At 70.0% G+C, this 20,542-nt stretch carries 23 protein-coding genes and 2 pseudogenes; 12 read left to right on the top strand and 13 right to left on the bottom strand.

The window, feature by feature from the left end; all coding sequences use genetic code 11:
• The first annotated feature begins 100 nt into the window (after nucleotides 1–100).
• From CP975_RS00835 to CP975_RS36315, 3 genes and pseudogenes are all read left to right on the top strand, one after another.
• Nucleotides 101–679, top strand: coding sequence for a hypothetical protein (locus CP975_RS00835; protein ID WP_055527722.1), 579 nt, complete (start codon nucleotides 101–103; stop codon nucleotides 677–679).
• On the top strand, nucleotides 676–2,241 hold the full coding sequence (locus tag CP975_RS00840; RefSeq protein WP_055527720.1) for an alkaline phosphatase D family protein: 1,566 nt from the start codon (nucleotides 676–678) through the stop codon (nucleotides 2,239–2,241). The genes CP975_RS00835 and CP975_RS00840 overlap by 4 nt, the downstream gene beginning before the upstream one ends.
• A gap of 3 nt (nucleotides 2,242–2,244) precedes the next feature.
• Nucleotides 2,245–2,325, top strand: a pseudogene (locus CP975_RS36315) (IS5/IS1182 family transposase); the annotation flags it as partial.
• Nucleotides 2,326–2,341: 16 nt separating this feature from the next.
• Here the strand turns inward: CP975_RS36315 and CP975_RS00850 are convergent.
• The 3 genes from CP975_RS00850 to CP975_RS00860 all read right to left on the bottom strand — a co-directional run bounded on the left by CP975_RS00850 (nucleotide 2,342) and on the right by CP975_RS00860 (nucleotide 4,011).
• Nucleotides 2,342–3,100: a bestrophin-like domain gene (locus CP975_RS00850; RefSeq protein ID WP_150476457.1), complete on the bottom strand. Its 759-nt coding sequence runs from the start codon at nucleotides 3,098–3,100 to the stop codon at nucleotides 2,342–2,344.
• A gap of 126 nt (nucleotides 3,101–3,226) precedes the next feature.
• On the bottom strand, nucleotides 3,227–3,463 hold the full coding sequence (locus tag CP975_RS00855) for a hypothetical protein (protein ID WP_055527716.1): 237 nt from the start codon (nucleotides 3,461–3,463) through the stop codon (nucleotides 3,227–3,229).
• Nucleotides 3,464–3,627: 164 nt separating this feature from the next.
• The gene (locus CP975_RS00860; RefSeq protein ID WP_055527715.1) at nucleotides 3,628–4,011 is read right to left on the bottom strand and encodes a winged helix-turn-helix transcriptional regulator; all 384 of its coding nucleotides are present in this window, start codon (nucleotides 4,009–4,011) and stop codon (nucleotides 3,628–3,630) included.
• Nucleotides 4,012–4,248: 237 nt separating this feature from the next.
• On the opposite strand from CP975_RS00860, the gene CP975_RS00865 reads away from it, so the two are divergent.
• Nucleotides 4,249–4,989: a class I SAM-dependent DNA methyltransferase gene (locus tag CP975_RS00865; RefSeq protein WP_055527714.1), complete on the top strand. Its 741-nt coding sequence runs from the start codon at nucleotides 4,249–4,251 to the stop codon at nucleotides 4,987–4,989.
• Here CP975_RS00865 and CP975_RS00870 read toward each other — a convergent pair.
• Both CP975_RS00870 and CP975_RS00875 read right to left on the bottom strand, forming a co-directional pair.
• Nucleotides 4,959–5,282 carry a hypothetical protein gene (locus tag CP975_RS00870; RefSeq protein ID WP_055527712.1) on the bottom strand — a complete coding sequence of 108 codons (324 nt, stop codon included), beginning with the start codon at nucleotides 5,280–5,282 and terminating at the stop codon, nucleotides 4,959–4,961. The two genes, CP975_RS00865 and CP975_RS00870, sit on opposite strands and share 31 nt — an antisense overlap.
• On the bottom strand, nucleotides 5,279–5,854 hold the full coding sequence (locus CP975_RS00875; protein ID WP_150476458.1) for an RNA polymerase sigma factor: 576 nt from the start codon (nucleotides 5,852–5,854) through the stop codon (nucleotides 5,279–5,281). Before CP975_RS00875 ends, CP975_RS00870 begins: the two co-directional genes overlap by 4 nt.
• Before the next feature lie 512 nt (nucleotides 5,855–6,366).
• Here CP975_RS00875 and CP975_RS00880 point away from each other — a divergent pair.
• Together CP975_RS00880 and CP975_RS00885 are read left to right on the top strand one after the other, a co-directional pair.
• Entirely contained in the window at nucleotides 6,367–8,034 is a 1,668-nt protein-coding gene (locus CP975_RS00880; protein WP_199782885.1) for a tannase/feruloyl esterase family alpha/beta hydrolase, read from the top strand.
• A 289-nt stretch (nucleotides 8,035–8,323) separates the two neighbouring features.
• Nucleotides 8,324–9,418: a carboxylate-amine ligase gene (locus CP975_RS00885; RefSeq protein WP_055531216.1), complete on the top strand. Its 1,095-nt coding sequence runs from the start codon at nucleotides 8,324–8,326 to the stop codon at nucleotides 9,416–9,418.
• 77 nt (nucleotides 9,419–9,495) lie between these two features.
• On the opposite strand, the gene CP975_RS00890 is transcribed toward CP975_RS00885, so the two are convergent.
• From CP975_RS00890 to CP975_RS00910, 5 genes are all read right to left on the bottom strand, one after another.
• A complete protein-coding gene (locus CP975_RS00890; protein WP_055531214.1) occupies nucleotides 9,496–10,434 on the bottom strand; it encodes a methyltransferase domain-containing protein in 939 nt (312 codons plus the stop codon).
• Between the two features lie 135 nt (nucleotides 10,435–10,569).
• Entirely contained in the window at nucleotides 10,570–11,529 is a 960-nt protein-coding gene (locus CP975_RS00895; protein WP_055531212.1) for an ornithine carbamoyltransferase, read from the bottom strand.
• A gap of 49 nt (nucleotides 11,530–11,578) precedes the next feature.
• A complete protein-coding gene (locus CP975_RS00900) occupies nucleotides 11,579–12,619 on the bottom strand; it encodes an ornithine cyclodeaminase family protein (RefSeq protein WP_055531210.1) in 1,041 nt (346 codons plus the stop codon).
• A 70-nt stretch (nucleotides 12,620–12,689) separates the two neighbouring features.
• Nucleotides 12,690–13,616 (bottom strand): diiron oxygenase, encoded by a 927-nt coding sequence (locus tag CP975_RS00905; protein WP_055531208.1) that lies wholly within the window; start codon nucleotides 13,614–13,616, stop codon nucleotides 12,690–12,692.
• Complete coding sequence (locus CP975_RS00910) at nucleotides 13,613–14,587, bottom strand: pyridoxal-phosphate dependent enzyme (protein WP_167532652.1); 975 nt, start codon at nucleotides 14,585–14,587, stop codon at nucleotides 13,613–13,615. The genes CP975_RS00905 and CP975_RS00910 overlap by 4 nt, the downstream gene beginning before the upstream one ends.
• A gap of 456 nt (nucleotides 14,588–15,043) precedes the next feature.
• On the opposite strand from CP975_RS00910, the gene CP975_RS00915 reads away from it, so the two are divergent.
• Nucleotides 15,044–15,526, top strand: a complete 483-nt coding sequence (locus CP975_RS00915; protein WP_055531204.1) for a hypothetical protein — start codon at nucleotides 15,044–15,046, stop codon at nucleotides 15,524–15,526.
• 101 nt (nucleotides 15,527–15,627) lie between these two features.
• Here the strand turns inward: CP975_RS00915 and CP975_RS00920 are convergent, their stop codons facing one another.
• Nucleotides 15,628–16,737, bottom strand: coding sequence for an MFS transporter (locus tag CP975_RS00920; protein WP_246201741.1), 1,110 nt, complete (start codon nucleotides 16,735–16,737; stop codon nucleotides 15,628–15,630).
• Between the two features lie 155 nt (nucleotides 16,738–16,892).
• On the opposite strand from CP975_RS00920, the gene CP975_RS00925 reads away from it, so the two are divergent.
• Entirely contained in the window at nucleotides 16,893–17,126 is a 234-nt protein-coding gene (locus CP975_RS00925; RefSeq protein WP_055531202.1) for a hypothetical protein, read from the top strand.
• Here the strand turns inward: CP975_RS00925 and CP975_RS00930 are convergent.
• Nucleotides 17,113–17,850, bottom strand: coding sequence for a VOC family protein (locus CP975_RS00930; RefSeq protein ID WP_055531200.1), 738 nt, complete (start codon nucleotides 17,848–17,850; stop codon nucleotides 17,113–17,115). The two genes, CP975_RS00925 and CP975_RS00930, sit on opposite strands and share 14 nt — an antisense overlap.
• 264 nt (nucleotides 17,851–18,114) lie before the next feature.
• Here CP975_RS00930 and CP975_RS00935 point away from each other — a divergent pair, with 264 nt between their 5' ends.
• The 3 genes from CP975_RS00935 (at nucleotide 18,115) to CP975_RS35625 (ending at nucleotide 19,657) form a co-directional block, all read left to right on the top strand.
• Entirely contained in the window at nucleotides 18,115–18,846 is a 732-nt protein-coding gene (locus CP975_RS00935) for a S1 family peptidase (protein WP_055531199.1), read from the top strand.
• Nucleotides 18,847–19,064: 218 nt separating this feature from the next.
• On the top strand, nucleotides 19,065–19,457 hold the full coding sequence (locus tag CP975_RS35620) for a hypothetical protein (protein ID WP_055531197.1): 393 nt from the start codon (nucleotides 19,065–19,067) through the stop codon (nucleotides 19,455–19,457).
• Nucleotides 19,458–19,489: 32 nt separating this feature from the next.
• On the top strand, nucleotides 19,490–19,657 hold the full coding sequence (locus CP975_RS35625; protein WP_246201361.1) for a hypothetical protein: 168 nt from the start codon (nucleotides 19,490–19,492) through the stop codon (nucleotides 19,655–19,657).
• 60 nt (nucleotides 19,658–19,717) lie between these two features.
• Here CP975_RS35625 and CP975_RS00945 read toward each other — a convergent pair.
• Nucleotides 19,718–20,320: pseudogene (locus CP975_RS00945) on the bottom strand (IS5 family transposase); the annotation flags it as partial.
• A 27-nt stretch (nucleotides 20,321–20,347) separates the two neighbouring features.
• Between CP975_RS00945 and CP975_RS36190 the strand changes: the two are divergent.
• Nucleotides 20,348–20,482, top strand: a complete 135-nt coding sequence (locus tag CP975_RS36190) for a hypothetical protein (protein WP_281292913.1) — start codon at nucleotides 20,348–20,350, stop codon at nucleotides 20,480–20,482.
• Nucleotides 20,483–20,542: the final 60 nt, after the last annotated feature.

Consider the following 20,542-nt stretch of genomic DNA (forward strand, 5'->3'; position numbering starts at 1 on the left):
ACGGGACGCGTACGTAACAGAATTCGCCGTAACGCTTCTCCTGGTTCACGCGTGACTGGTGGGCTGACCGCGCTCAACCCAACGATCACAGGAGGCGTACGTGAATCTGGTCGTCAACGGCGACGCGGAGAGCGGGGCGGGCGGCACCGCCGACCCCGTCGCGGAGGTCCGCGGCTGGCGGGTCGCTCAGGGTGCCCCGGCGCTCATCGCCTACAGCCTCGGCGGTGGCTACCCGACCGCTTCGGACCCTGGTCCGGCCCGGCGCGGCAGCCGCTTCTTCTCCGGCGGCAACAGCGCCCGTACCGCCCTGGTCCAGGACATCCCCCTGCCCGGGACCGGCCCGACCGGGCGCCGGGCCGTGGACGCGGGACGGGTGCGCTACACCCTGTCCGCCTGGCTCGGGGGCTACGCCGGTCAGGAGGACGGCGCCCGGCTCTCCGTGGAGTTCCGTGACGCCAAGGGCACGCCGGTCGCCCTGAGCGTGCTCGGCCCCGTCGGCGCCGGGGACCGGCAGGGCCGCACGGGCCTTGTGGAGCGGACCGCCGAGGCCGCCGTGCCGCCCACTGCCCGCTCGGCGCGGCTCCTCCTCGTCTTCACCCGCAGCGGCGGCGGCACCTCCAACGACGGCTACGCGGACGCCCTCTCCCTCACCCTCAGCGCCGACGGAGGCCACCGATGACCGTCAACCGCCGTGATCTGCTGAAGGCCGCCGCGGCCGCCGGTGCCCTCAACCTCGCCTGGCCGCTGGCCGCGGGGCTCACCCCCGCGCAGGCCCGTGAGGCGGCCGAGCGCCTGGGCGCCGAGTACGACCCGGCGCCGTTCACCCTCGGTGTGGCATCCGGTGATCCGCAGCCGCACTCGGTGCTCCTGTGGACCAGACTCGCGCCCGAACCCCTCGCAGCCGAGCAGAGACTTCCCGAGGTCGTAGAGGTCGACTGGGTGGTCGCCAGGGACTCCCGGCTGCGCCACGTCGTCGCCAGCGGCACCGCGCCGGCGTCCGCGACGCTCGGCCACAGCGTGCACGTGCCGGTGGGCGGTCTCGCGCCCGGTCGCCACTACTGGTACGCGTTCAAGGCGCTCGGCAGAACCAGCCGCGTCGGGCGTACGAAGACCGCGCCGCGCGGCCGGGTCTCCAAGGTCACCTTCGCCGCCGCCAACTGCCAGGCGTTCCACGACGGTTTCTACGCCGCGCACCGCGGTATCGCCCGCGAGAACGTGGACTTCGTCATCCACCTCGGCGACTACATCTACGAGCACGGTCAGGTCGGCGGCGTACCGGAGGCGCACGTACGCGATCACGACGGGCCGGAGATCCTCACGCTCGCCGACTACCGCAAGCGGCACGCCCTGTACAAGGGCGACAAGTCGCTGCGCGAGGCGCACGCCGCCCATCCGTGGTTCCTGACCTGGGACGACCACGAGGTCGTCAACGACTACAGCGGCACCGGGGGTGGGGCCCCGTTCATGCGCCGCCGCGCGGCCGCCTACCAGGCGTGGTTCGAGCACATGCCGCACCGCGACTCCTTCGGCGGCATGGCCCTGCCCGACCCCGAGATCCACCGCGTACGCCGCTGGGGCGACCTGCTCGAACTCAGCGTTCTCGACCTGCGCTCTTACCGCTCCGCGCAGAACCTGCCCGACGGGACCATCCTCGGCGCCGAGCAGAAGGCCTGGCTCAAGCGGACCGTCGACCGCGCCCCGGACTCCTGGCACGTGTGGGCCAACTCGATCATGCTGAGCCAGCTGCGGGGCAGGCCGGGCGGCTCGTACATGTTCACCGACCAGTGGGACGGCTTCCTCGCCGAGCGCAAGGAGGTCCTCGGACACGTGCACAGGAGCGGCCTGGAGGACCTGGTCGTCATCACCGGTGACTGGCACTCGGCGTTCGTCGACGACGTCCGCACCGACTTCGACCAGCCCGACTCACCCCTGGTGGGCACGGAGTTCACCGCCCACTCGGTGACCTCCGGCGCCTATTCACCCGAGTGGAACGCCGCCAACGGCCCCCTCATGGGCAAGGCCAACCCGCACCTGAAGTACTTCGAGGGCAACCGGTACGGCTACGACGTGTACGAGGTGACGCCCCGGCGCTTCACCACGCACATGCGGGTCGTCGCCGACCGCCGCGACCCGGACTCCCCCGTGACCACGCTGACGAAGTTCCACGTGGACCGCGGCAAGGCCGGTTCCTACGAGGACGAGGGGACCAAGGGGTCGCCTGCGCAGTACCGCAGGGACTAAAGCCTGTTACGGGTGGTGCGGGAGCGGGGCGGCAACGGACCCGGGGGCGGGCAGCCGTGGTGCCTGCCGCCGGCCGAGCGGCTGCGCCGCACCCGTGGCCTCACGAGCCGATCTGCTCATACCTGACGAGTGCTTCGTGATAGGCATCAGGCCCGACGCTGATCCCGCCGCCGTAGGGGTGGTTGAGAGCGAGAACCAGAAAAATCATGTAGGCGAAGCCCGCGGCGCCGATGGCGAGCAGGGCGTAATGGACGCGGCTGGACGGGCGGCCGAAGAGCGCGATGACCAAGAGGGTGGCGACACCTGCGCCGATCATCAGGGAGAGGATCGGTGTCGGGACCCGGGCGTCCTTCTCGGCCAGGCGTTCACGCCGGGCCACATACACATCCCGCATTCGCTGGGCGACTTCCACGCGCGCCGCCCTCGCGGTCTCGCCCGGCGCCGGCATGTCGTAGACCCGCATGCGCAAGGCGTCGAGTTCCCGGGTGGTCGCCTCGTCGGGGCGGCCTGCGCGCATGGCAGGCCACTCGGCTGTGATGACGGAGCCGGTGTAGCCGACGATGCCCTTGCGGACCTGCGCACGGGCGGCGTCGTCGAGGCCCTGGGCGGCGAAGTAGACCTCCTTGAGCGCGCCTGCCTCCGACAGCGCCGCCTTGCGCGCCGTGTTCAACTCGGCCTGCGCGTTGAGGGCGAGGAAAGCGAAGGAGAACACGAAGAGGCCGCTGACCGCTCCCACCGCCATCTCGACACCTTTGGGCAGATCAGGAGCCTGTGCGCCTTGGCGTCGTGTGACGAAGAACGCCGTGGTGGTGACGGCGACCGCTGCGGTGAGCATCACGAGAAGAGAGGGAAACAACATGCCGCCATCGTCCGTGCGCGACCGCTCACGACCAGTACGCCGCACCGCGAGGTGTCGCCGAGGCTGCCCGCGGTGTTGAACGGGCGGACGAATGTGCGAGGACCCCTGCCGGGCGGGGATCCCTCACTACGCGCGGCCAGCTGCCTCCTGGGACCCCACCGCCTCTGCTCCGGTGGGAAACGGGCAATCCGCGAAGGCCGGTTGCAGTTCGTCGAGCCAGGTCGCCGTCGGCGACCAGGCCGCGAAGAAGGGCTGGTCCACGGCATCGGGCAGGCGTGCCTGGAGGAAGGAGCAGACGAACACCTTGCGCCCGGCGACGCGCGACTCGCCGTGGATCACGACCTTGCCCGGCGTGGCGGACATGAGCGGTCCCCGTGACGTACGTAGCCGTCACGCGGATCGACAGGCGCGCGCCGATCGCGTACAGCACGACCCATACGGGGACGCCGGCCGGAAACACCAGCTTGTTGGCGTAGACGGGATCGATCAAGGTGCGCGCAGTGTGCAAAGGTGTCGCCGCGCGCCCGTCAGGCGTCGAAATGGCCGCGTGCACTCTCGATGTGAGCGAGGTGCTGGTGCGTCCACCCGCATATGGCGTCGACAGCAGTGCGCAGGGCCCTGCCAGGCTCGGTGAGGGTGTACTCGACCCGCGGTGGCACGGTGGGGTGCACTTCACGGTCGACCAGGCCATTGCGCTCCAGCATGCGCAGGTTCTGCGTGAGCATCTTGTGGCTGACGCCCTCGACCTCGTTCCGCAGCTCGCTGAAGCGCAGGGTGCGCTCGCCGAGCGCCTCGATGATCAGGAGCGCCCACTTGTTGGCGACATCCGAGAAGATCTCCCGTGCGAGGGAGTCCGCGCGCCGCAGGTCAGCGTCCTCGGGCAGGCCCTTGAGTGCTTGCTTGGTCGCCATCAGGTTCCTCAGTCACCGAAAAGTGCGTTCTTCCAGGTCAGCCGTCACTCTCCTACAGGTCCCGAGTAACTACAAGAGAGCCAAGCGAGTGGGCGCGCACCGTGACCGCCTACTCACAGGGGCTGCCCGCTTGAGGTCTCCTCCTCGCACGCTCTCAAGGTGGCGTGTACCCGGCGCCGGGCGGTGGAAGGTAAATGCGTCGACAGCGCCCCTCGGTCCCCGGCAAAGTGGCCGCCCGTGACGAGCAGTGAGCTGTGGAGCCGTGCGACCGCCGACCGCTACGACGCCGAGGAGACCGAGACGTCCTCGGCCGCCGTTCTCGGACCGACTCTCGACTTCCTCGCCGAACTCGCCGGAGACGGCCGGGCATTGGAGTTCGCCATCGGGACCGGCCGCGTGGGCGTCCCGCTCCGGGAACGCGGCGTGCCGGTCGTGGGCATCGAACTGTCCGAACACATGGCGGCGGTACTGCGGCGCAAGGTGGACAAGGACACGCTCCCGGTAGTCATCGGGGACATGGCCACCACCGTCGTTCCCGGCGAGTTCACGCTTGTTTATCTCGTCTACAACACCATCACCAACCTGCTCACGCAGGACGAGCAGGTCGAGTGCTTCCGCAACGCCGCACGCCATCTGAAGCCCGGCGGCCGATTCGTCATCGAGCTTGGCGTACCGCCGCTGCGGCTCCTGCCGCCCGGCCAGGTCGCGGTGCCGTTCGACGTCTCTGATCGGCATCTCGGCTTCGACACCTTCGACCTCGTCGAGCAGATTCTCGTCTCACACCACTTCACCCGCGACGGCGACGATGGCCGCTACCGCCGCGCCAACTCCCGGCACCGTTACGCCTGGCCGGCAGAGCTGGACCTCATGGCACGGATCGCCGGGCTCGAACTGGAACGTCGCGTCGCGGGCTGGGACGGGGCGCCGTTCACCCAGGACTCCGCGAATCACATCTCCGTGTGGCGCAAGCCGACCTGAGGTCGGTGCGCGTGACGCGCGAGGGAGGCTTTGCGATCGCTGAGCGTGCAGACGCCGTCCACGCACTGGCGCTCCAGTCGGCCGCGCGAGACGGTCTGCGCCAAGCCCGCCAGCCAGCAGGTGGGGCAGCCGCGGAAAGCGATCAGGGCCAACGGCGCGGCCAGCAGCGTGGCCGGGCCGGCGGCGGGTACGAGGGCGATCGAGCCGATGAGCAGCCCGAAGCCGATGGCGCCGCGCGCCAGATGGCGCGGGACGGACTTGCTGGCGAAGTTCCCGATGTCCGGGTTGTTCACGGTCGTGTGTCTCCTTCGACTGGGGGGCCGGTTACTTCCAGCGAGCGGCGTAGTGTCGCCCGTGCTCTGTGCAGCCGCGACTTCATCGCGGTGCTGCTCAGACCGAGCGAACGGGCGACGGTCCTGCCGGGCAGACCCTGTATGTCCCGCATGATGAGGACTTGCCGCTGGTCGCGGGGAAGGGCGCTGACCGCGGCCGCGACCCTCTCTGCCTCCAGCCCGCGCAGCACCGCGTCCTCGGCGGACGGCTCCGCGGGCGCCTCCGGTGCGGCCGGCACCTCCTCGCTTCGCGAGACGAGCAGCCGTACCTGCCGCAGGCACTCGTTGCGCACGATCCGGAACATCCACGAGGCGAGTGCGCCCGTGGCCCGCAGGGTGCCGATCTTCCGGTAGAGGATGATCAGGGCCTCCTGGGCCGCGTCCTCCGCGTCCTGCGGTGAGGCGCACAGTGACAGGGCGAACTTGCGCACGTGGGGCTGCGATTCCGTGACGACGGTGGTGAGCGAGGTGACGTCGCCGTCCTGAGCGGCCTTGATCAGCTGCTCGTCGGGCCAGGGGTAACGTGGGTTCATTTGTTACTTGTAGCGCCGCATCAGGTGCCAGCTGCACGCGCCCACGAGCAGGACGCCGATCGCTACGAGGCCGATGGCCATCATGAGTGTTCCTTCCTCCCGGTTCCGCCGGCCCGTTCGGCCGGTACACGAACAAGAGGCGGGCAGGCCGCGAAAGGATTCGCCTCGGGCCGAAATTTCTCCGGATCGCTCACCCGCGGCCGTGGAGCGACGGCGTCGAACCAGGGTGAGGACGGCCACCGTGGGGCGGTACAGCAGGGGAACACGCTGTGTGTTCGAACGGGGTGGGCCGGTCTGTGCTGCGCCGATGCCCAGTTCAACTGCGTGAGCCATCCCCGACTCCTCACCCCTCACGGTGCGGAGTCGACCCACATCCGAGCACACACGTTGCGGGCATCCTGAGTGTGCCTCAGACCCATACCCTCCCGGCCGACGGACTCCATAGCCTGTGCCCCCGGCAGCCCCGCGGCCCCGCGGCCCCGCAGTCTCAGGCGCACTCGTGGAGACCTCCCATGAAGAAGATCATCGCAGCATCAGGACTCGCGCTCACCATGGTCAGCGGCACCGGTGTGCCGACCGCGCCCGCCACGCATCACACCGTGGCCTGCGATGATCTACCCGGCTTGCAGATCCCCGCATCGGCGATCGGCCTTCCGACCAGCGGCGGCGAGGTGATCGCCGCACGGCTTGTCCCCGCGTCCGGCAGCGGCGCGTCCGCGACCGGCTCCTACTGCCGGGCGGACGCCGCCCTGCACCCTGTGGATCCCCATGCTCCGGACATCAGAATGCGGGTCGCCCTGCCCGAGCGGTGGAACGGCAAAGCGCTCATGTTCGGCGGTGGAGGCTATGACGGCACCGTTCCCGACATCACCGGCGACGTACCCTTCGGCCCGGCGAACGAGCCCCGGCCACTGAGCCGCGGTTATGCCACCTTCGCTGGTGATTCGGGTCACCAGGCCGCACCCGACTTCAAGCCGACCGCCTCACTGGACGGGTCCTTCGGCGTCAACGACGAAGCGGTGCGCAACTTCGCCGGTGACGCCCTGAAGAAGACCAGGGACGCCGCACGCTTCCTCATGCGTGCCCATTACGCGGGTGCCGCTCCCACCCGCAGCTACTTCGCCGGCGGGTCGAGCGGCGGCCGCGAAGCTCTCACGGTGGCCCAGCGGTGGCCCACGGACTTCGACGGCGTCATCGCCGTCTACCCGGCCTGGAACGCCGTCGGCCTCAACTTGTTCTTCGGCCACGAGGCACGCGCCCTCTCCCGCCCGGGAGCCTTCTTGAACACCGCTGAGCAGCATCTGCTGCACCGCAGTGTCATCGCGGCCTGCGACGGCGACGACGGGTTGCGCGACGGCGTCATCGGCGATGAACGCGGATGCCACTTCGACCCGCGCTCCCTGCGCTGCCCACGCGGCCTCGACACCGCCGACACCTGTCTGTCCGACGCGCAGCTCCGTGCCGTACGGGCACTGTCCTCACCGCTGCGCCTCCCCTACCCCCTCGCCGGCGGTGAGACCGGATATCCCGGGTTCCCTTTCCTGTCCGGCGCCGACATGAGCACACCCCTGCTGGGCATGGGCACCCGACCTCCCGGTCACCCCATGCCGAAGGACAGCGGTTACGGCGTGCAGTTCTGGGACCAGTGGGTTCGGTACCTCGTCACCCGCGACCCCGGGCACGACTCCCTCACGGTGGACCCCCGCCGCCCAGGTCCCTGGCGACAGCGCATCAGCACGCTGTCCGCACTTCAGGACGCCGGCAATCCCGACCTGAGCCGGTTCGCCGAAGCCGGCGGCAAACTGCTCCTCCTTCATGGCACAGCCGACGAACTGGTCAGTCACCGCTCCACCGTCGCCTACTTCCAGCGCGTGCAGAAACGTATGGGCAAGCGCGCCACCAGCGATTTCGCCCGTCTCTACCTTGTGCCCGGCGCCAACCACGTGAACATCGACGCGGCCTTCGCGGCGAGCTGGGACTCACTGAGCGCCCTGGAGAACTGGGCGGAGAGGGGCACGCCGCCCTCACGGCCGGTCGTCACCGATGCCAACCCCGCAGCGAACGGCCGTTCCCGGCCCCTGTGCGCCCACCCGGCCTGGCCGAAATACACCGGTGCGGGCGACCCTGACGCCGCGGGCAGCTTCATCTGCTTTCCTACCCCGCGGCCCTCGCCCCGCTGACCACACTCAACCTCCCCGGTCACCCGCCCCCGGCCCCCTCCGACCTGAGTAACCCAGGGTCCGAGGTGGCCTGTCCGTCGCGAACGGTTGAGGATGGAACGGGCATCGGCCGCCCGGATATCCGGGCGTGGAATGGCCCCGTGCCCAGCGGGCAGGAATGGGCTCGACGACAACGGCCCGGGAGGCCAGACGTGAGGCAGAGACCTCTTCAGGTTCAGGACGGTCGGCGTCTTGGAGGCGAGGACAGCCAGGCGGCTCGACCGCGACCGGCTCCTCGACAGAGCATCGGATGACCACTTTCGGTGTCGAGGAGGAGTACCTGTTGGTCGAGGCGGACAGCCTCTTCCCGGTGCCGCGGAACAGCAGGGTCCTGTCAGGTGCTCGGGCGCTGCTGGGGAGCGGCCCGGGAGATCTGTCGCCCGAGCTGTTGCGGGCGCAGATCGAGGTCGGCACTCCGGTGTGCACGGAACTCGACGAGGTGGCTGAGCATCTGGGGAGGATGCGCCGTCTGGTGGGCGAGGCGGCGGTGGGCGCCGGATGCCGGGTGGCGGTGACCGGAGCGGGGCCGTACCGGGGGTCGGGTCCGGCCCTGGTGACGGAGGGGCCAAGGTATGCGGATCTGGCCGGTGACACTCCACCACTGATCCATCAGCACATGATCAACGGCATGCACGTCCACGTGGGCATCGAGGACAGGGAGCTGGGGGTCGGTGTGCTCAACCGGCTGCGCCCGTGGTTGCCGGCGCTGACGGCCCTGGCCGCCAACTCGCCGCTGTGGGACGGGCAGGACACCGGGTTCTCCAGTTGGCGCACCATCGCGTACGGGCGGTGGCCCGTCAGTGGTCCGCCGCCGTTGTTCTCCGACGCCCGGGATTACCGGGTGCGGACGGCGGGGTTGATCGAGGCGGGGATGATCCGTGGCCGCGGTCAGCTGTACTGGCAGGCCCGGCTCTCCGATCGCTACCCGACGGTAGAGATCCGTGCCATGGACACTCAGTTGGGGGTGGAGGAGGCGGTGATGTTCGCGGGTCTGCTCAGAGCGCTGACGACTACTCTCGCGGGGCAGGTGCGGCAGGGGTCCGCTCTCGTGCCGGTACCGCAGGAGTTGCTGTCGGCGGCCGTGTGGCACGCCGCGCGCGACGGACTGGCGGGAAGCCTGCTCGATCCGGTGCGTCTGCGCCCGGCACCGGCCGCGGACGTCGTCACGACCCTTCTGGAGTACGTTGCGCCGGCGCTGAAGGATGCCGGCGACCTCGACCGAGTGGCCCGGGCCCTCGCCCGCCTGCTCTCGGGCGGGACGGGTGCCGCGAGGCAGCGGGGGGCCTTGGAGCGGGGCGGTCCCTCGGCGCTGGACTCGCTGCTGACGTCCGGCACCGGCGTCTGACGTCCGGGTACGGCTCGCAGGCTGGATCGGCCCCCGCCGGGCGGAGGCGTCCCGCTGAGGACCGCCGGGGCGCGCTCTCACCAGTGGTTGCGGTGGTCCGCTGTCGGCAGGTCCACCACCCGCACCGCCCCCGGCCAGAGGTCTGCTCCTGTGTCGTCGAGGGTTTCCAGCCGGGGGGTGGACGAGCGGGCCGCTGTGCGCAGGAGGTCCATCAGCCCCTCCCCCGTGAGTTCGTCCGGGGTCTCGGGGGTCTGTGCGCGGCCGGATCCGGTCCAGCGGCAGGCCAGTCCGGTGATGAAGTAGGCGGGAGGTTCGTCCTCGCGGCGCCACAGCACGGCCTCCCCTCGCTCTTCGAGCGTTGCCGTGCGCTCTATGTGCCGCACGGTGAAGTCCCCGAGATCAAGGGGGCACAGCGTGACGGTCCGGATGCGGAATCCCGCGTCGCGCAGCATTTCCACGGCCGTGGCCGGACTTGAGTAGCTGCCGATGGTGAGCCCCAGGTCGCAGCGGAGCGCGCGGGCGTGCGCGATGATCACGGGCGCCCACCTGAGTCCGTCGGCGCCTGCGGAGATCGACCGTTTACCCTCGGCCGCCTCGACCTCCTCGGTCATCGGTACGTAGGGAGGATTGCTGGTGACGACCAGCGGCCGGGGCAGGGGCCGCGGTGCGGTGGCCAGTAGCCGGAGGGAGTCGAGCAGCGAGAAGTCCGCTCGGGCGAAGGTGACGCGGGCGCCGGTCCGATCGGCCGCGTGGTGCTTGTCCGCCCAGGCGACGCTGTCGGCACTCGCATCGATGCCGTGGACGTGCCCGGCTCCGGAGCGGGACATCGCCGCGGCCGCCGCGCCGCTGCCCGAGCCCAAGTCGAGGAGGCCGCAGCCTGGTGTGAGGAGGTCGTGTCCGACCCAGGCCCCGGTCTCGGTGTCGGCGGGTTCGAAGAAGATTCCCTCTGACGGGGGCGGGACGAGGTCGGCGACGCCGAGATGGGTGTAGCCGCTGACGCGCGTCAGGTGTGGCATGAGGGCCTTTCCGATGCGGTGGGTTTCCCCTTGAGGTGGGCTTCCCCTTGAGGTGGGCTTCCCCTTTCGGTGGGTTTCCCCTTGAGGTGGGTTTCCAGCTGCGGCGGGATTTCCTGCGAGCGGGCGGATGACCACTCAGGCAGTGCGGCCGATCGCCCATTCGAGAACCGCCATGGCACCGGGGAGTTTCATGGCCGCCTGCGTCCAGGCCAGGGACCGCGGGCCGTCGAGGACGCTGCCGGACACCTCGTCGCCCCGGTGGGCCGGCAGATCGTGCAGGAACGACGCCTGCGGGAAGCGGCGCATCAGCACGTCGTCGACATGGAAGGGCCGGAACGTCTCGCGCCAGTTCGGATCGGGTTTGCTGGTGCCGGTGGTCTGCCAGCGCGTGGTGTAGACGATGTCGGTGTCGGGCGGGGCCAGCGCCGGGTCATCGACCTGCTCGATGACCGCCCCGACCGTGGCGGCCCGCGCCGCCGCGGCCTTCAGCTCGCTCTCCCGCACTTCGTAACCGCGCGGCGTGGCACACACCAGGTGTGCGCCCGGCACCGTGGCCAGTGCGTGGGCCAGGGCCACGGCAGTGTTGTTGCCCTCTCCCACGTAGAGCACTTTCACGCCCGTGAGGTCACCGTGCGCGAGCAGGAGGGTCGCCAGGTCACAGAGTCCTTGGGTGGGGTGCTCCTGCGCGCTCATGGCGTTGACGACGGGAATGCCGCCGTAGCGGGAGAGGTCCTTCATCTCCTCGACCGGGGCGGCCGTGCGGGCGACGAGCAGGTCGAGCATGGATCCCAGGACCCGGCCCGTGTCGTGCACCGACTCCCCGGTGTTCAGCTGAAGGTCGTGCGGGCCGTAGGCGATCGGTATCCCGCCGAGACGGATCGCGCCCACCGTGAAAGCCGTCCGCGTCCTGGTCGATGTCTTGGTGAACAGCACGCCGACCGCACTGCCGTGCAGGGGCCGCTCGTGCGCGCGCGGGTCGTGGAAGAGTTCCACGGAGCGGGCCGTCAAGGACCCCACCTCCGCGTCCGTGAGCCCGGAAAGGGAGAACAGCCCCTGCTCCGTGCGGGGTTGGGGCGGTGCGTGATAGTCCTTCATGCGTTCACTCCAGTCGCGGGGCGGATGCGCAGATTCGCCAGACGGATACTCAGAACAGCGACAGCCTCTGTCCCAGACCCATGGCCTCGGCGACCCGTCGCACTTCGGCCAGCAGGCCCACGTCGAGCACGGCCATGCCGAAGGGGTTGCTGACGACGTGACTCGTCGACGGGCGTACCGCCGGCACGGCGCCCGTGAGCACCTGGCCCAGCGTGCCTTCCAAGGCCCGTCCCGCGCCTGGTGACGGGCTGCGCGAGGGCGGCAGGACGTCCCCCTCCCCCATGAGACGCCCCAGGACCCGGCGTGGGTTCTCGGCCACGAGTGAGACATCGTCGACGTAGAGGGCCTGCGCGGTGGAAAAGGCATCGGGCAAGAGGTCGTCCAAGGAGACGTGGGCCACGAACGTGCCGGAGCCCAGCCAGCGCGCCGGGATGTAACCCTTGTCGGCCGTCGTGGTCGTCAGCAGCACCGGCGCGGCACGCACCGCCTCCTCGGTGTCCGCGTGCACCTGCACACGTATGCGCGGGTGATGTTCGTGCGCCCACCCGGCCAGGGCCCGGGCCCGTGTGCGATCCAGGTCGTGGAGATGTACCTCGGCGACCCTGGGGAAGGCCCCTGCCAGGAGGTCCAGGTGTGCCCGCGCCAGGGTCCCGCAGCCGATCACCGTCAGGGCGTCCCAGTCCGCCGGTCCCAGGTGACGCAGGCTCACCATGGTGTAGGCCGCGGTGCGCGCCGCGCTCAGCCAACCGGCCTCCGCCAGCACCGTGGGGCGCGCGGTCTCAGGGTCGAACAGCATGCTGATCCCGGCCGCCCGTTCCCTTCCGTGCGCCGGATTGCTGGTCGCCGCGTTGATGAGTTTCACCCCGTATGCGGCGGGGTGGCCGTCCTGCGCGTCGATCGATCCCAGCATGGCGAGCGACCGGCAGTACGCGCCCTCGGTGTTGGTCCAGGGCAGATACCCCTCCGAGGGCAGGTGGGTGCGGCCTTCGGCGTGCCGCCGCAGGACCTCCTCCGTCACGGCGCACAGGTCCACCCGCGCGGCACACGCCCGTACGGCATCCCGGTCGAGAAACAGGAGTTCTTCCGTCATCGTCCTTCTCCTCACAGCACTGGCACGGGCGCGGGCGCGGGCAGGGGCAGGGGCACGCGCGAGGGTGATTTCAGTCCACAAGCCGTGCGGCGGCGAAGGCGTCCCTGGCGCCCGGTACGTCGAAGACCCCGTTGTCCTCGAAGAGCCGCAGACTGTGCCTGGCCGTGTCCCGAATGCCGGCGTCCACCCGGCCGTCCGGGTAGCTGTCGTACAGCACCTCCTGCGCCTGGGTGGCCGTGAGTCCCGCGGCCACGAGCGAACGGCGTAGCGGTTCGAGGTAGGGCAGCAGGCTGCGACGGATGAGTTCCGGCAGGCACCGCGCGGCGCGTAGACGTACCGAGGTGTCCTGCTGGGTCCACAGCTCTCCGAAGAAGCGCGAGAAGAACACGTGGTGCCTGCCCTCGTCCTTGGCATGGTCGCGCACGAGGTCGCGGACGAGACTCAGTACGCGGTCGTCCCGGGGGATGTCGTTCAGCAGCGCGGTGATCAGCGTCTCGAAGACGACGACCTGCAACAGCTGGGCCAGGGCCTGCTCCCCGGGCATCAGCTGTTCACCTGCCGCGTCGAGTCGCCGCAGGAACGGCTCGAAGTCGTAGGGCAGCGGGGCGGTGCCGCAGGCGGTGGCGAACTGGTCCACCGCGTCCAGACTGCACAGGGAGTGGTACGCCTCGTCGCAGTAGATCCGGTATGCCTCCAGGCGTACGGACCGTGCCGCGGCCACCCCGCTGCGTCCGCCGGCGATCTGATCGGTGGCACGGTTGACCACGCGCGTCTCGAAGTGGGCGGTGAATTCCAGGTATTGGAAGAGGTGCCGTGCCAGGAGCGCGTCCTTGCGGTGCTGCGGCAGCGCACCGACCAACGGATGGCTCCAGTACGGCACCAGATGGGGCGGGAAGAAGAGCCGCCCGCCGCGCAGCTCCTCCCGCAAGAGGCGCCGCGGCCCCGCCCGCACGCCGGACGACCCGTACCAGTCGTCTCCCAGTCCCGGCACGCTCATCGGTTCCGCACCTCCACCCCGGCCGGCGGGCAGCTCACTTCCAGGACTTCGGCTCCCTCGCACGGACCGGGCCCCGTGAGGCCCTGCTGTCCGCGCCAGCGCGGGTCGTAGACCGTGCCCTGGTACCGGTTCGCGCCGTCGGGGCACAAGCAGGCGACCGTCTCGCGGGCCGGCACGGCACGGAAGAGCCTCATGGCCGCGGCGATGGCGGCACCGGAGCTGGCGCCCACGCCGAGACCGGTGGCCTCCCGCAACCAGAGACAGGCGTGGACGGCGTCCGACGCGGAGACCCGCAGGGCGGGCCGGTGGCCGTGCGGCAGGAACCGCGAGGGCCGGCCCGCCCCGATGCCGGGCAGGATACGTTCGCTGCCCGCACCGCCGAGAGCCGCGGATCCCACCACGTCCACGGCGGCCAGTTCCCAGTCCGGCCGCACCGACCGGACGAAGTCCCGGAACCCGGCGAGCGTCCCGCCCGTGGACACCGCCACGACCACGCTCATCGCGCGCCGCGACGTCTGTCGCCACAGCTCGGGGGCCGTCGTCTCCCGGTGCACCCGCGGACTTGCCGGGTTGCGGTACTGGTCGGGCCAGACCAGCCTCGGCTCCGCGAGCAACCGCCGCTCGACGTACGAAAGCTGGCTCAGCAAGTAGCCGCCCGCTCCGTCCGGCTCATCGATCATCACCACATCGGCGCCGTGAGCCCGGACGGCATCGACGAGCACGGCGCTGCTGCGGACGTCCATGACCGCGGTGAAGGGCACGTGGTGCGACGCGGCGACAGCGGCCAGCGCCACCCCGAGGTTGCCGGACGTCGACTCGATGAGACCCACTTCCGGGGTCACCCGGTCGGCGACGTCCGCCCACAGCGCCTGCGCGGTCCGGCCCTTCACCGAGCCGTGCGCGCCCTGTGCCTCCAGCTTCAGCAACAGTGTCCGCGGCCGCCCGTCGACGAGTAGCCCTATCGACGCCAACGGGGTGACCGTCAGGGCGGTCGGTGGCCGGGGCGTTCGCTCTCGGTCCGGCTCCACTCAGGTGCCCACGTCGACGCAGAAACACCCCAAGAGCAGAGAGGAAGGTACGGGAGGAGCCGGCGCGAAGGACTCCGGGACGCTCAATTCCAGTGAGCCCGATTCCAGAGCGCCCGATTCCAGAGCGGCCAACTCCAGTGCGACTACGGATCGTTCATTGATCGTAGGCATGCGGTCATCGTTGGCCAGGGACACGGATAACGCAAGGGCGCCTTCTCCGAACCGTCCTCTCCACGCCTGACGCTCGCCGTTGCATCCCGTGTGATGTCGCAAACTGAGCCGCAGATCCGGCGTGACCGGAAACAGCCCGCCGGACATCACGACACGGCCATAGCGCGGACGCCACGCCCCTCCGTAGTGGATGATGCACGCTCACCGAAGCCGACTCCGAGGGACACCATGCGCACCCGCACCACACTGCCCGCCGCCCTGCTCGCCTTCACAGTCCTCGTGCTCGGGTGTGACGACGGCGGCACCAAGGACGACGGCACGAAGGAGGACGCCCCGAAGGCCGCAGCCCCCACCAGCGCGGCACCCCTCACGGCACGAGCCGCGGCCGCCGAGTTGGCTGACGCCATCGGCGTCAAGACCCTCGGCAACCCGACGAACAACACCGGCTCCTGCTCGAACCAATCCGCCGGTGCCGGTCGCAAAACCGACGTGCGTGACTGCTCGCAGCTCATCACCACCGACACCGTCAGCATCTACGAGTTCCCGACGGCCGAGGTCGCGGATCAGTGGACCAAGCGCAGGAAGTTCGACAGGACTTGGCGACAGGTCGACCGCTTCGCCCTCTCCTGGTCCGCCCGAGACCAGGCGCTCACGTCCAAGGAGCGCCGCTCCGAACTGGAGACCGCGCTCCGGAAGCTCATCAAGTCGTAAAGCGCATACCTGCGAAGCCCTCCTCTCCACCACAGGCATGGGCCAGGAGGGCGCACGGCACACGGCCGAGAGCGGGGACGGGACGGACCGTAGGCGCGCCGTCACGTCCGGGTGAAGACCCGCCCGCCGAGCAGCACCGCGCAGGCCCCGACGGTCAGCAGCCCCCCGGCGAGGAATGCGCCCCGCACGCCGACGAGCGGAAGCAGCAGTCCCCCGAGCGCGGCGCCTGCCGCGATACCGGCGTTGTAGGCACCGGAGTTGGCCGCGAAGGCGAGGTCTGTGCGGCCCGGGGCGCAGTGCAGCATGGCGTTCTGAGTGGTCATGAACACCGGACCGAGTGCGCCGCCCATCAGGATCAGGAACACCACAGCCGCGGCCGGTTCGGCGCCGGCCGCGTACAGGCCGAGCATGCCCACTGCCTGGGTGATGACGGCCGTCGTCAGAGCGGACTGCGGAAAGCGGTCCAGTACCCCTCCGGTGATGCTCACCCCGGCCAGGCACGCGACACCCAGAGCCACGAGCAGGGCATTGACGCTGGCCGGCGAGAATCCGCTCACGTCGCCCAGGAACTTCACGATGTACGTGTAACCCGTGAATGCCCCGGTGGCGGACAGGGCACCGGCCGCGAGCACCGTCCAGAACCGGCGGGCGTCGGGGCTGGTTCCGTAGGCGGCAGGCTCTTCCTCCGGAGGCGAGGTCGGCAGCAGAACGGCGATCGTCACCAGGGATGCGAGCCCCAGGGCCGCGAGCAGAGCGACCGGTACCTGCCAGTCGCTCCGCCGGCCCAGCCAGGTCCCGGCGGGAACACCGAGCACGAGGGCGAGCGAACCGGCGACGGACAGTGCCCCGACCACACGCCCCCGGATCTCGGGCGCGAACAGGCCCACCGCGACCGGCCCCATGACAGCCCAGAACAGCGCCTGAGCGAGCGCGGTCAGCAGCCGTGCCGCGAGAAGCAGCCAGTAGGAAGGAGCCAGCGCTGCCACCACACTGGAGATGACGAACGCCGCCAGCAACGCGGTGAGCACGTGCCGTCGGGGCACCGCCCGAGTGGCGTGGGCCAGCGGCACGGACGCGACGGCCACCGTCACGGCGTACCCGGTGACCAGGAGACCGACCGACGGCACGGACACCCGAAGGCTTTCCGCGATGAGATCCAGGAGGCCGATCGGCAGGTTCTCCGCGGTGTTGAACGTGAAGGCTGCCAGCATCAGGGCGGCGAGCACCACCAGTCCGCGCCATGGAACCGGTCGCCCGGTGACCCAAGGGCTGCTTGCCGGCCTCGCGCGTTGGTTCTGTTCCGTGGCCGCGTCCATGGAGGTACCCCACTGGGTTCAACGGCCCCGGCGCAAGTCAATTCCCTGCCGTGGCGCCCTCGCTCCTGCACGGCACCAAGTCGGTGATGGAGGGGCAGTACTGCACCGACACGCTCGCAATCAACCCCGGCCTCAGCGAGGACAACATCTACGCGTTCAGTCGCTCGGGCAGGGTCAACATGCGTGTGGAGATCGACGGTGGCGGTCACGGCCGCCGACGAACCCCCGGTTACCGGCCCCGAAGGCCGGCGCCGGGGCCGCTGCTCAGGGTCAGCGAGGAGTGAGGAGGCAGAATTCGTTACCCTCCGGGTCGGCCAGAACCGTCCAGGAGATCGCGGACTGGTCGATACCAGGATCGGTGGCGCCCATGGCGCGCAGCCGGGCCTCCTCTGCTGCCAGATCGCCATCACGGTAGGGAGCGACATCGAGGTGAACGCGGTTCCACACACTCTTGGTGTCGGGGGTGCGCACGAACTCCAAGTACGGTCCGACGCCCTTGGCGGACCGCATGGTCGCGTGGTCGTCGGCGACCTCGTGGACCGTCCAGTCCATCGCCCGGCCCCAGAACTGGGCCATCCCTCGTGGGTCGGCGCAGTCGACCACCACCGCGGCGATCGGCCCGGTGTCCTGGTAGATCGGACGGGGCTCCAGGACGCAGAACTCGTTGCCCTCCGGGTCGGCCAGGACCGTCCAGGGGACGTCGCCCTGACCCACGTCGGCGAGCGTCGCGCCGAGTTCCTTCAGGCGCGCGACCAACTCCGCCTGATGCGCGGCCGAGGTGGTCGCCAGATCAAGGTGCACCCGGTTCTTCACCGTTTTGGGTTCCGGGCGGGCGATGATGTCGATGCAGACGGCCGTGGGGTCGGGGTAGGAGAAACCCACGGGTTCGAGGTTGGTGACACCGGGTCCCTCGCTGTCGACACCCCAACCGAGTGTCTCCGCCCAGAACCGGCCGAGCGCGGTGTCGTCATGGGCCTTCATGTTGATCTGCACCAGTCTTGTTGCCATGCCGCAGATCCTATGAGCTGATCGCCGCCCCAGACAGTCGTGATCAGAGACGTGTTTCGTCCCGGCACCGACCATGGCCGCCGGACGCAGGTTTCCTCCTGACCAGCAGCGCCTTGAACCACGCCCCGGCTACCTGGAGGGAGTGCCCCGGTCGCCGTCGAGTCGCTGCACTGATCTCGCAGGGCTCGCGCGGAACGCTTTTGCTCAGCAAGGTCTCTCACTACCTGTACGGCTGTACCCCTCTGAGAGGAGTTGTTCTGCATAATGCGTCGCTTTCGTGTACTGCTGCTGACCGTCCTGGTGTTGGTCGCGGGCTCGGTGATGTCGTCCGCTCCGGCCTCCGCCGTCATCGGCGGGAAGAAGAGCACGTACGGCCCGTGGGCGGTACGCATGCTCGTTGACGGCAAACCGGCTTGCACCGGGACAGCGGTCGCGCGCCAGTGGATCCTCACCGCCTCGCACTGCTTCTACGAGCAGGCACGGCCGGTCGCCGACAGGCGGATCTCGTTCCGGGTGGGCCATCTCGACATGCGGAGGGGCACCACGGTCCGCCCCATACCCCGTAAGCGCGTGGGCAGCGCGCACGCCGACATGATGCTCGTCAAGGTCGCGCCGATGAATGTCCCCACGGCGCGCCTGGCCACGGTCGGCGTCCGCCGCGGCCAGGCCGTGCGGCAGTACGGGTGGGGTGCCACCTGCACCACGGACGAGAGCGCCTGCCAGTCTCCCGTCCTGAAGCAGTCGGACCTGAAGGTCGTACGGCCCAACGACCCGCTGTGCGCGGGTCACACCGCACCGGGGGGCCCCGACTTCTGCATGAAGAAGGTGTCCGGGATCCCCGCCGGGGGCGACTCCGGAGGCCCGGTGATGACCGTCGGCCCCCGTGGCACCGAAACCCTCATCGGCGTCTTCAACGGATCCGACCGGGAGAAGAGCGCGGAGGCCGGGGAGGTCTCCCAGCAACTCTCCTGGATCCGCTCGGTCATTCGGCGCTAGCGCCGGCACAGCACGCGGCGCCGGTATGGCACCGGCGCCGCGTCATCGAGGCCGACGTCGTACGCGAGTGGCTGACCGGCCATCGGCCCTGTCCGCTCCCGCACACTGCTGCACAGCCGATTCCACGCGTCGCGCGGGCTGAAGCTCTTCCTGCCCTGCTTCATCGGCCTCGCGACGGCCTCGTACCTGTACGCCCTCACGGCCGGGGGGGGGCTGGTGTGCACCCGGGCCGCAAGGAGCAGCTGTTCTCCGGAGCCATCCTCGCCGCGGACGCTCTGATCGTCGTGGTCGCGCTTGCCTGGCTCTTGCCGGCCTACGACCGCATCAAGCACGGTGAAGTCCGCTTCTTCCGTGGCTTGGTACAGTTCGCGGCGCAGTTCTCGATGCTGATGGTCATCGTGTCCGCCGACGGCTTCAACAACTCGGTGCTCGAGCGGCACGTCGCCGGGTGGGCCACCGCACTCGTATACGGCGGCGCTGTCTTCATGGCCGCCATCTTCTTCGTCTGGCGGGAACCTCTCTCCCCCCGACCCCGCCACCACCCACACCGCTACCCAACGGAGTTACCGCAGCTGGATGGCCCGCACACTGGCGCGACGAGATCCTTCTGAACCGTCACGTACAGGTCGCGGCGAGGACCGCCGTGGCGGCGGGCGGTCTCCTTGCCGTCGCCGGTGGCTGTGTCGTGGGCATCGCCTGGAACCACTGGACGTCGATGGCACCGTGGCTGGCCTACACGCTCTCCGAAATCACCCTCGTACTGCCCGGACTCGTCATCATCACAGCGGTACGGGCCGCTCCCCGATCCTGACTGGCTGTGCGCGTGCCCGTCCGGTAGGCCTCTCGATGCCCGGAACCTCACTTAGAGGTCCTAACAGAGGCGTTGGACGTGGCGGTGGGTGATCAGGCAGACGGCGAGGCCGAGGAAGGCTTCATGGATGTCGTCGCGTCGTTCCCAGCGGATCCTCAGTCGGCGGAAGCCGTGTAGCCAGGCGATCGTGTGCTCGACCACGTAGCGGAAGATGCCCAGGCCGCTGCTGTGGTCCTGGCCTCGTACGGCGATGACCGGCCGGATCCCGCGTTGCCGCAACAGGCGGCGGTACTTGTCGTGGTCGTAGCCGCGGTCGGCAAGGAGTGCGGTCCGGCCGGCGTCTGGGCCGGCCGACGGCACCGGCCACGGCCGGGACCTTGTCCAGCAGCGGGATCAGCTGGGTGACGTCGTTGCGGCTTCCGCCGGTCAGTGACACCGCGAGCGGGATGGGCTGTCCGTCTGTGAGGACAGGGTGCTTGCTGCCCGGCCGCGCACGGTCGACCGGACGGGGACCGCTTTTGGGCCGCGCCGGGCCGCCCGGACATGGGAGGAGTCGATCACCGCCCTCGACCAGTCCAGCTTCTTCGCCGACCGCAGCTTCTGCAGCAGCACCAGCTGCAACTGGTCCCACACTCCGGCCACGTTCCAGGCCGCCAGGCGCCGCGCGGCGGCCGCGGCAAGCAGATCAGCGTGCCCGTGTCCGGCTTCGGCGTCCCCACGCCCAAGGGCAACGTACTGAAGTGGGACGCCAAGAGGTCGGCCCGGCTCTTCGCCGACCTGCGGCACGACCGGCCGGTGACGGAGACGGGGAAGAGGACCCGGTAGCGGCGCCCCGGGCGCGCCCGCCGCTACAGAGCGGACGGGGCCTGAGTGTACGTACTCAGG

Origin of the sequence: Streptomyces alboniger, assembly GCF_008704395.1 — a bacterium.
GTDB classification, from domain to species: Bacteria; Actinomycetota; Actinomycetes; order Streptomycetales; family Streptomycetaceae; genus Streptomyces; species Streptomyces alboniger.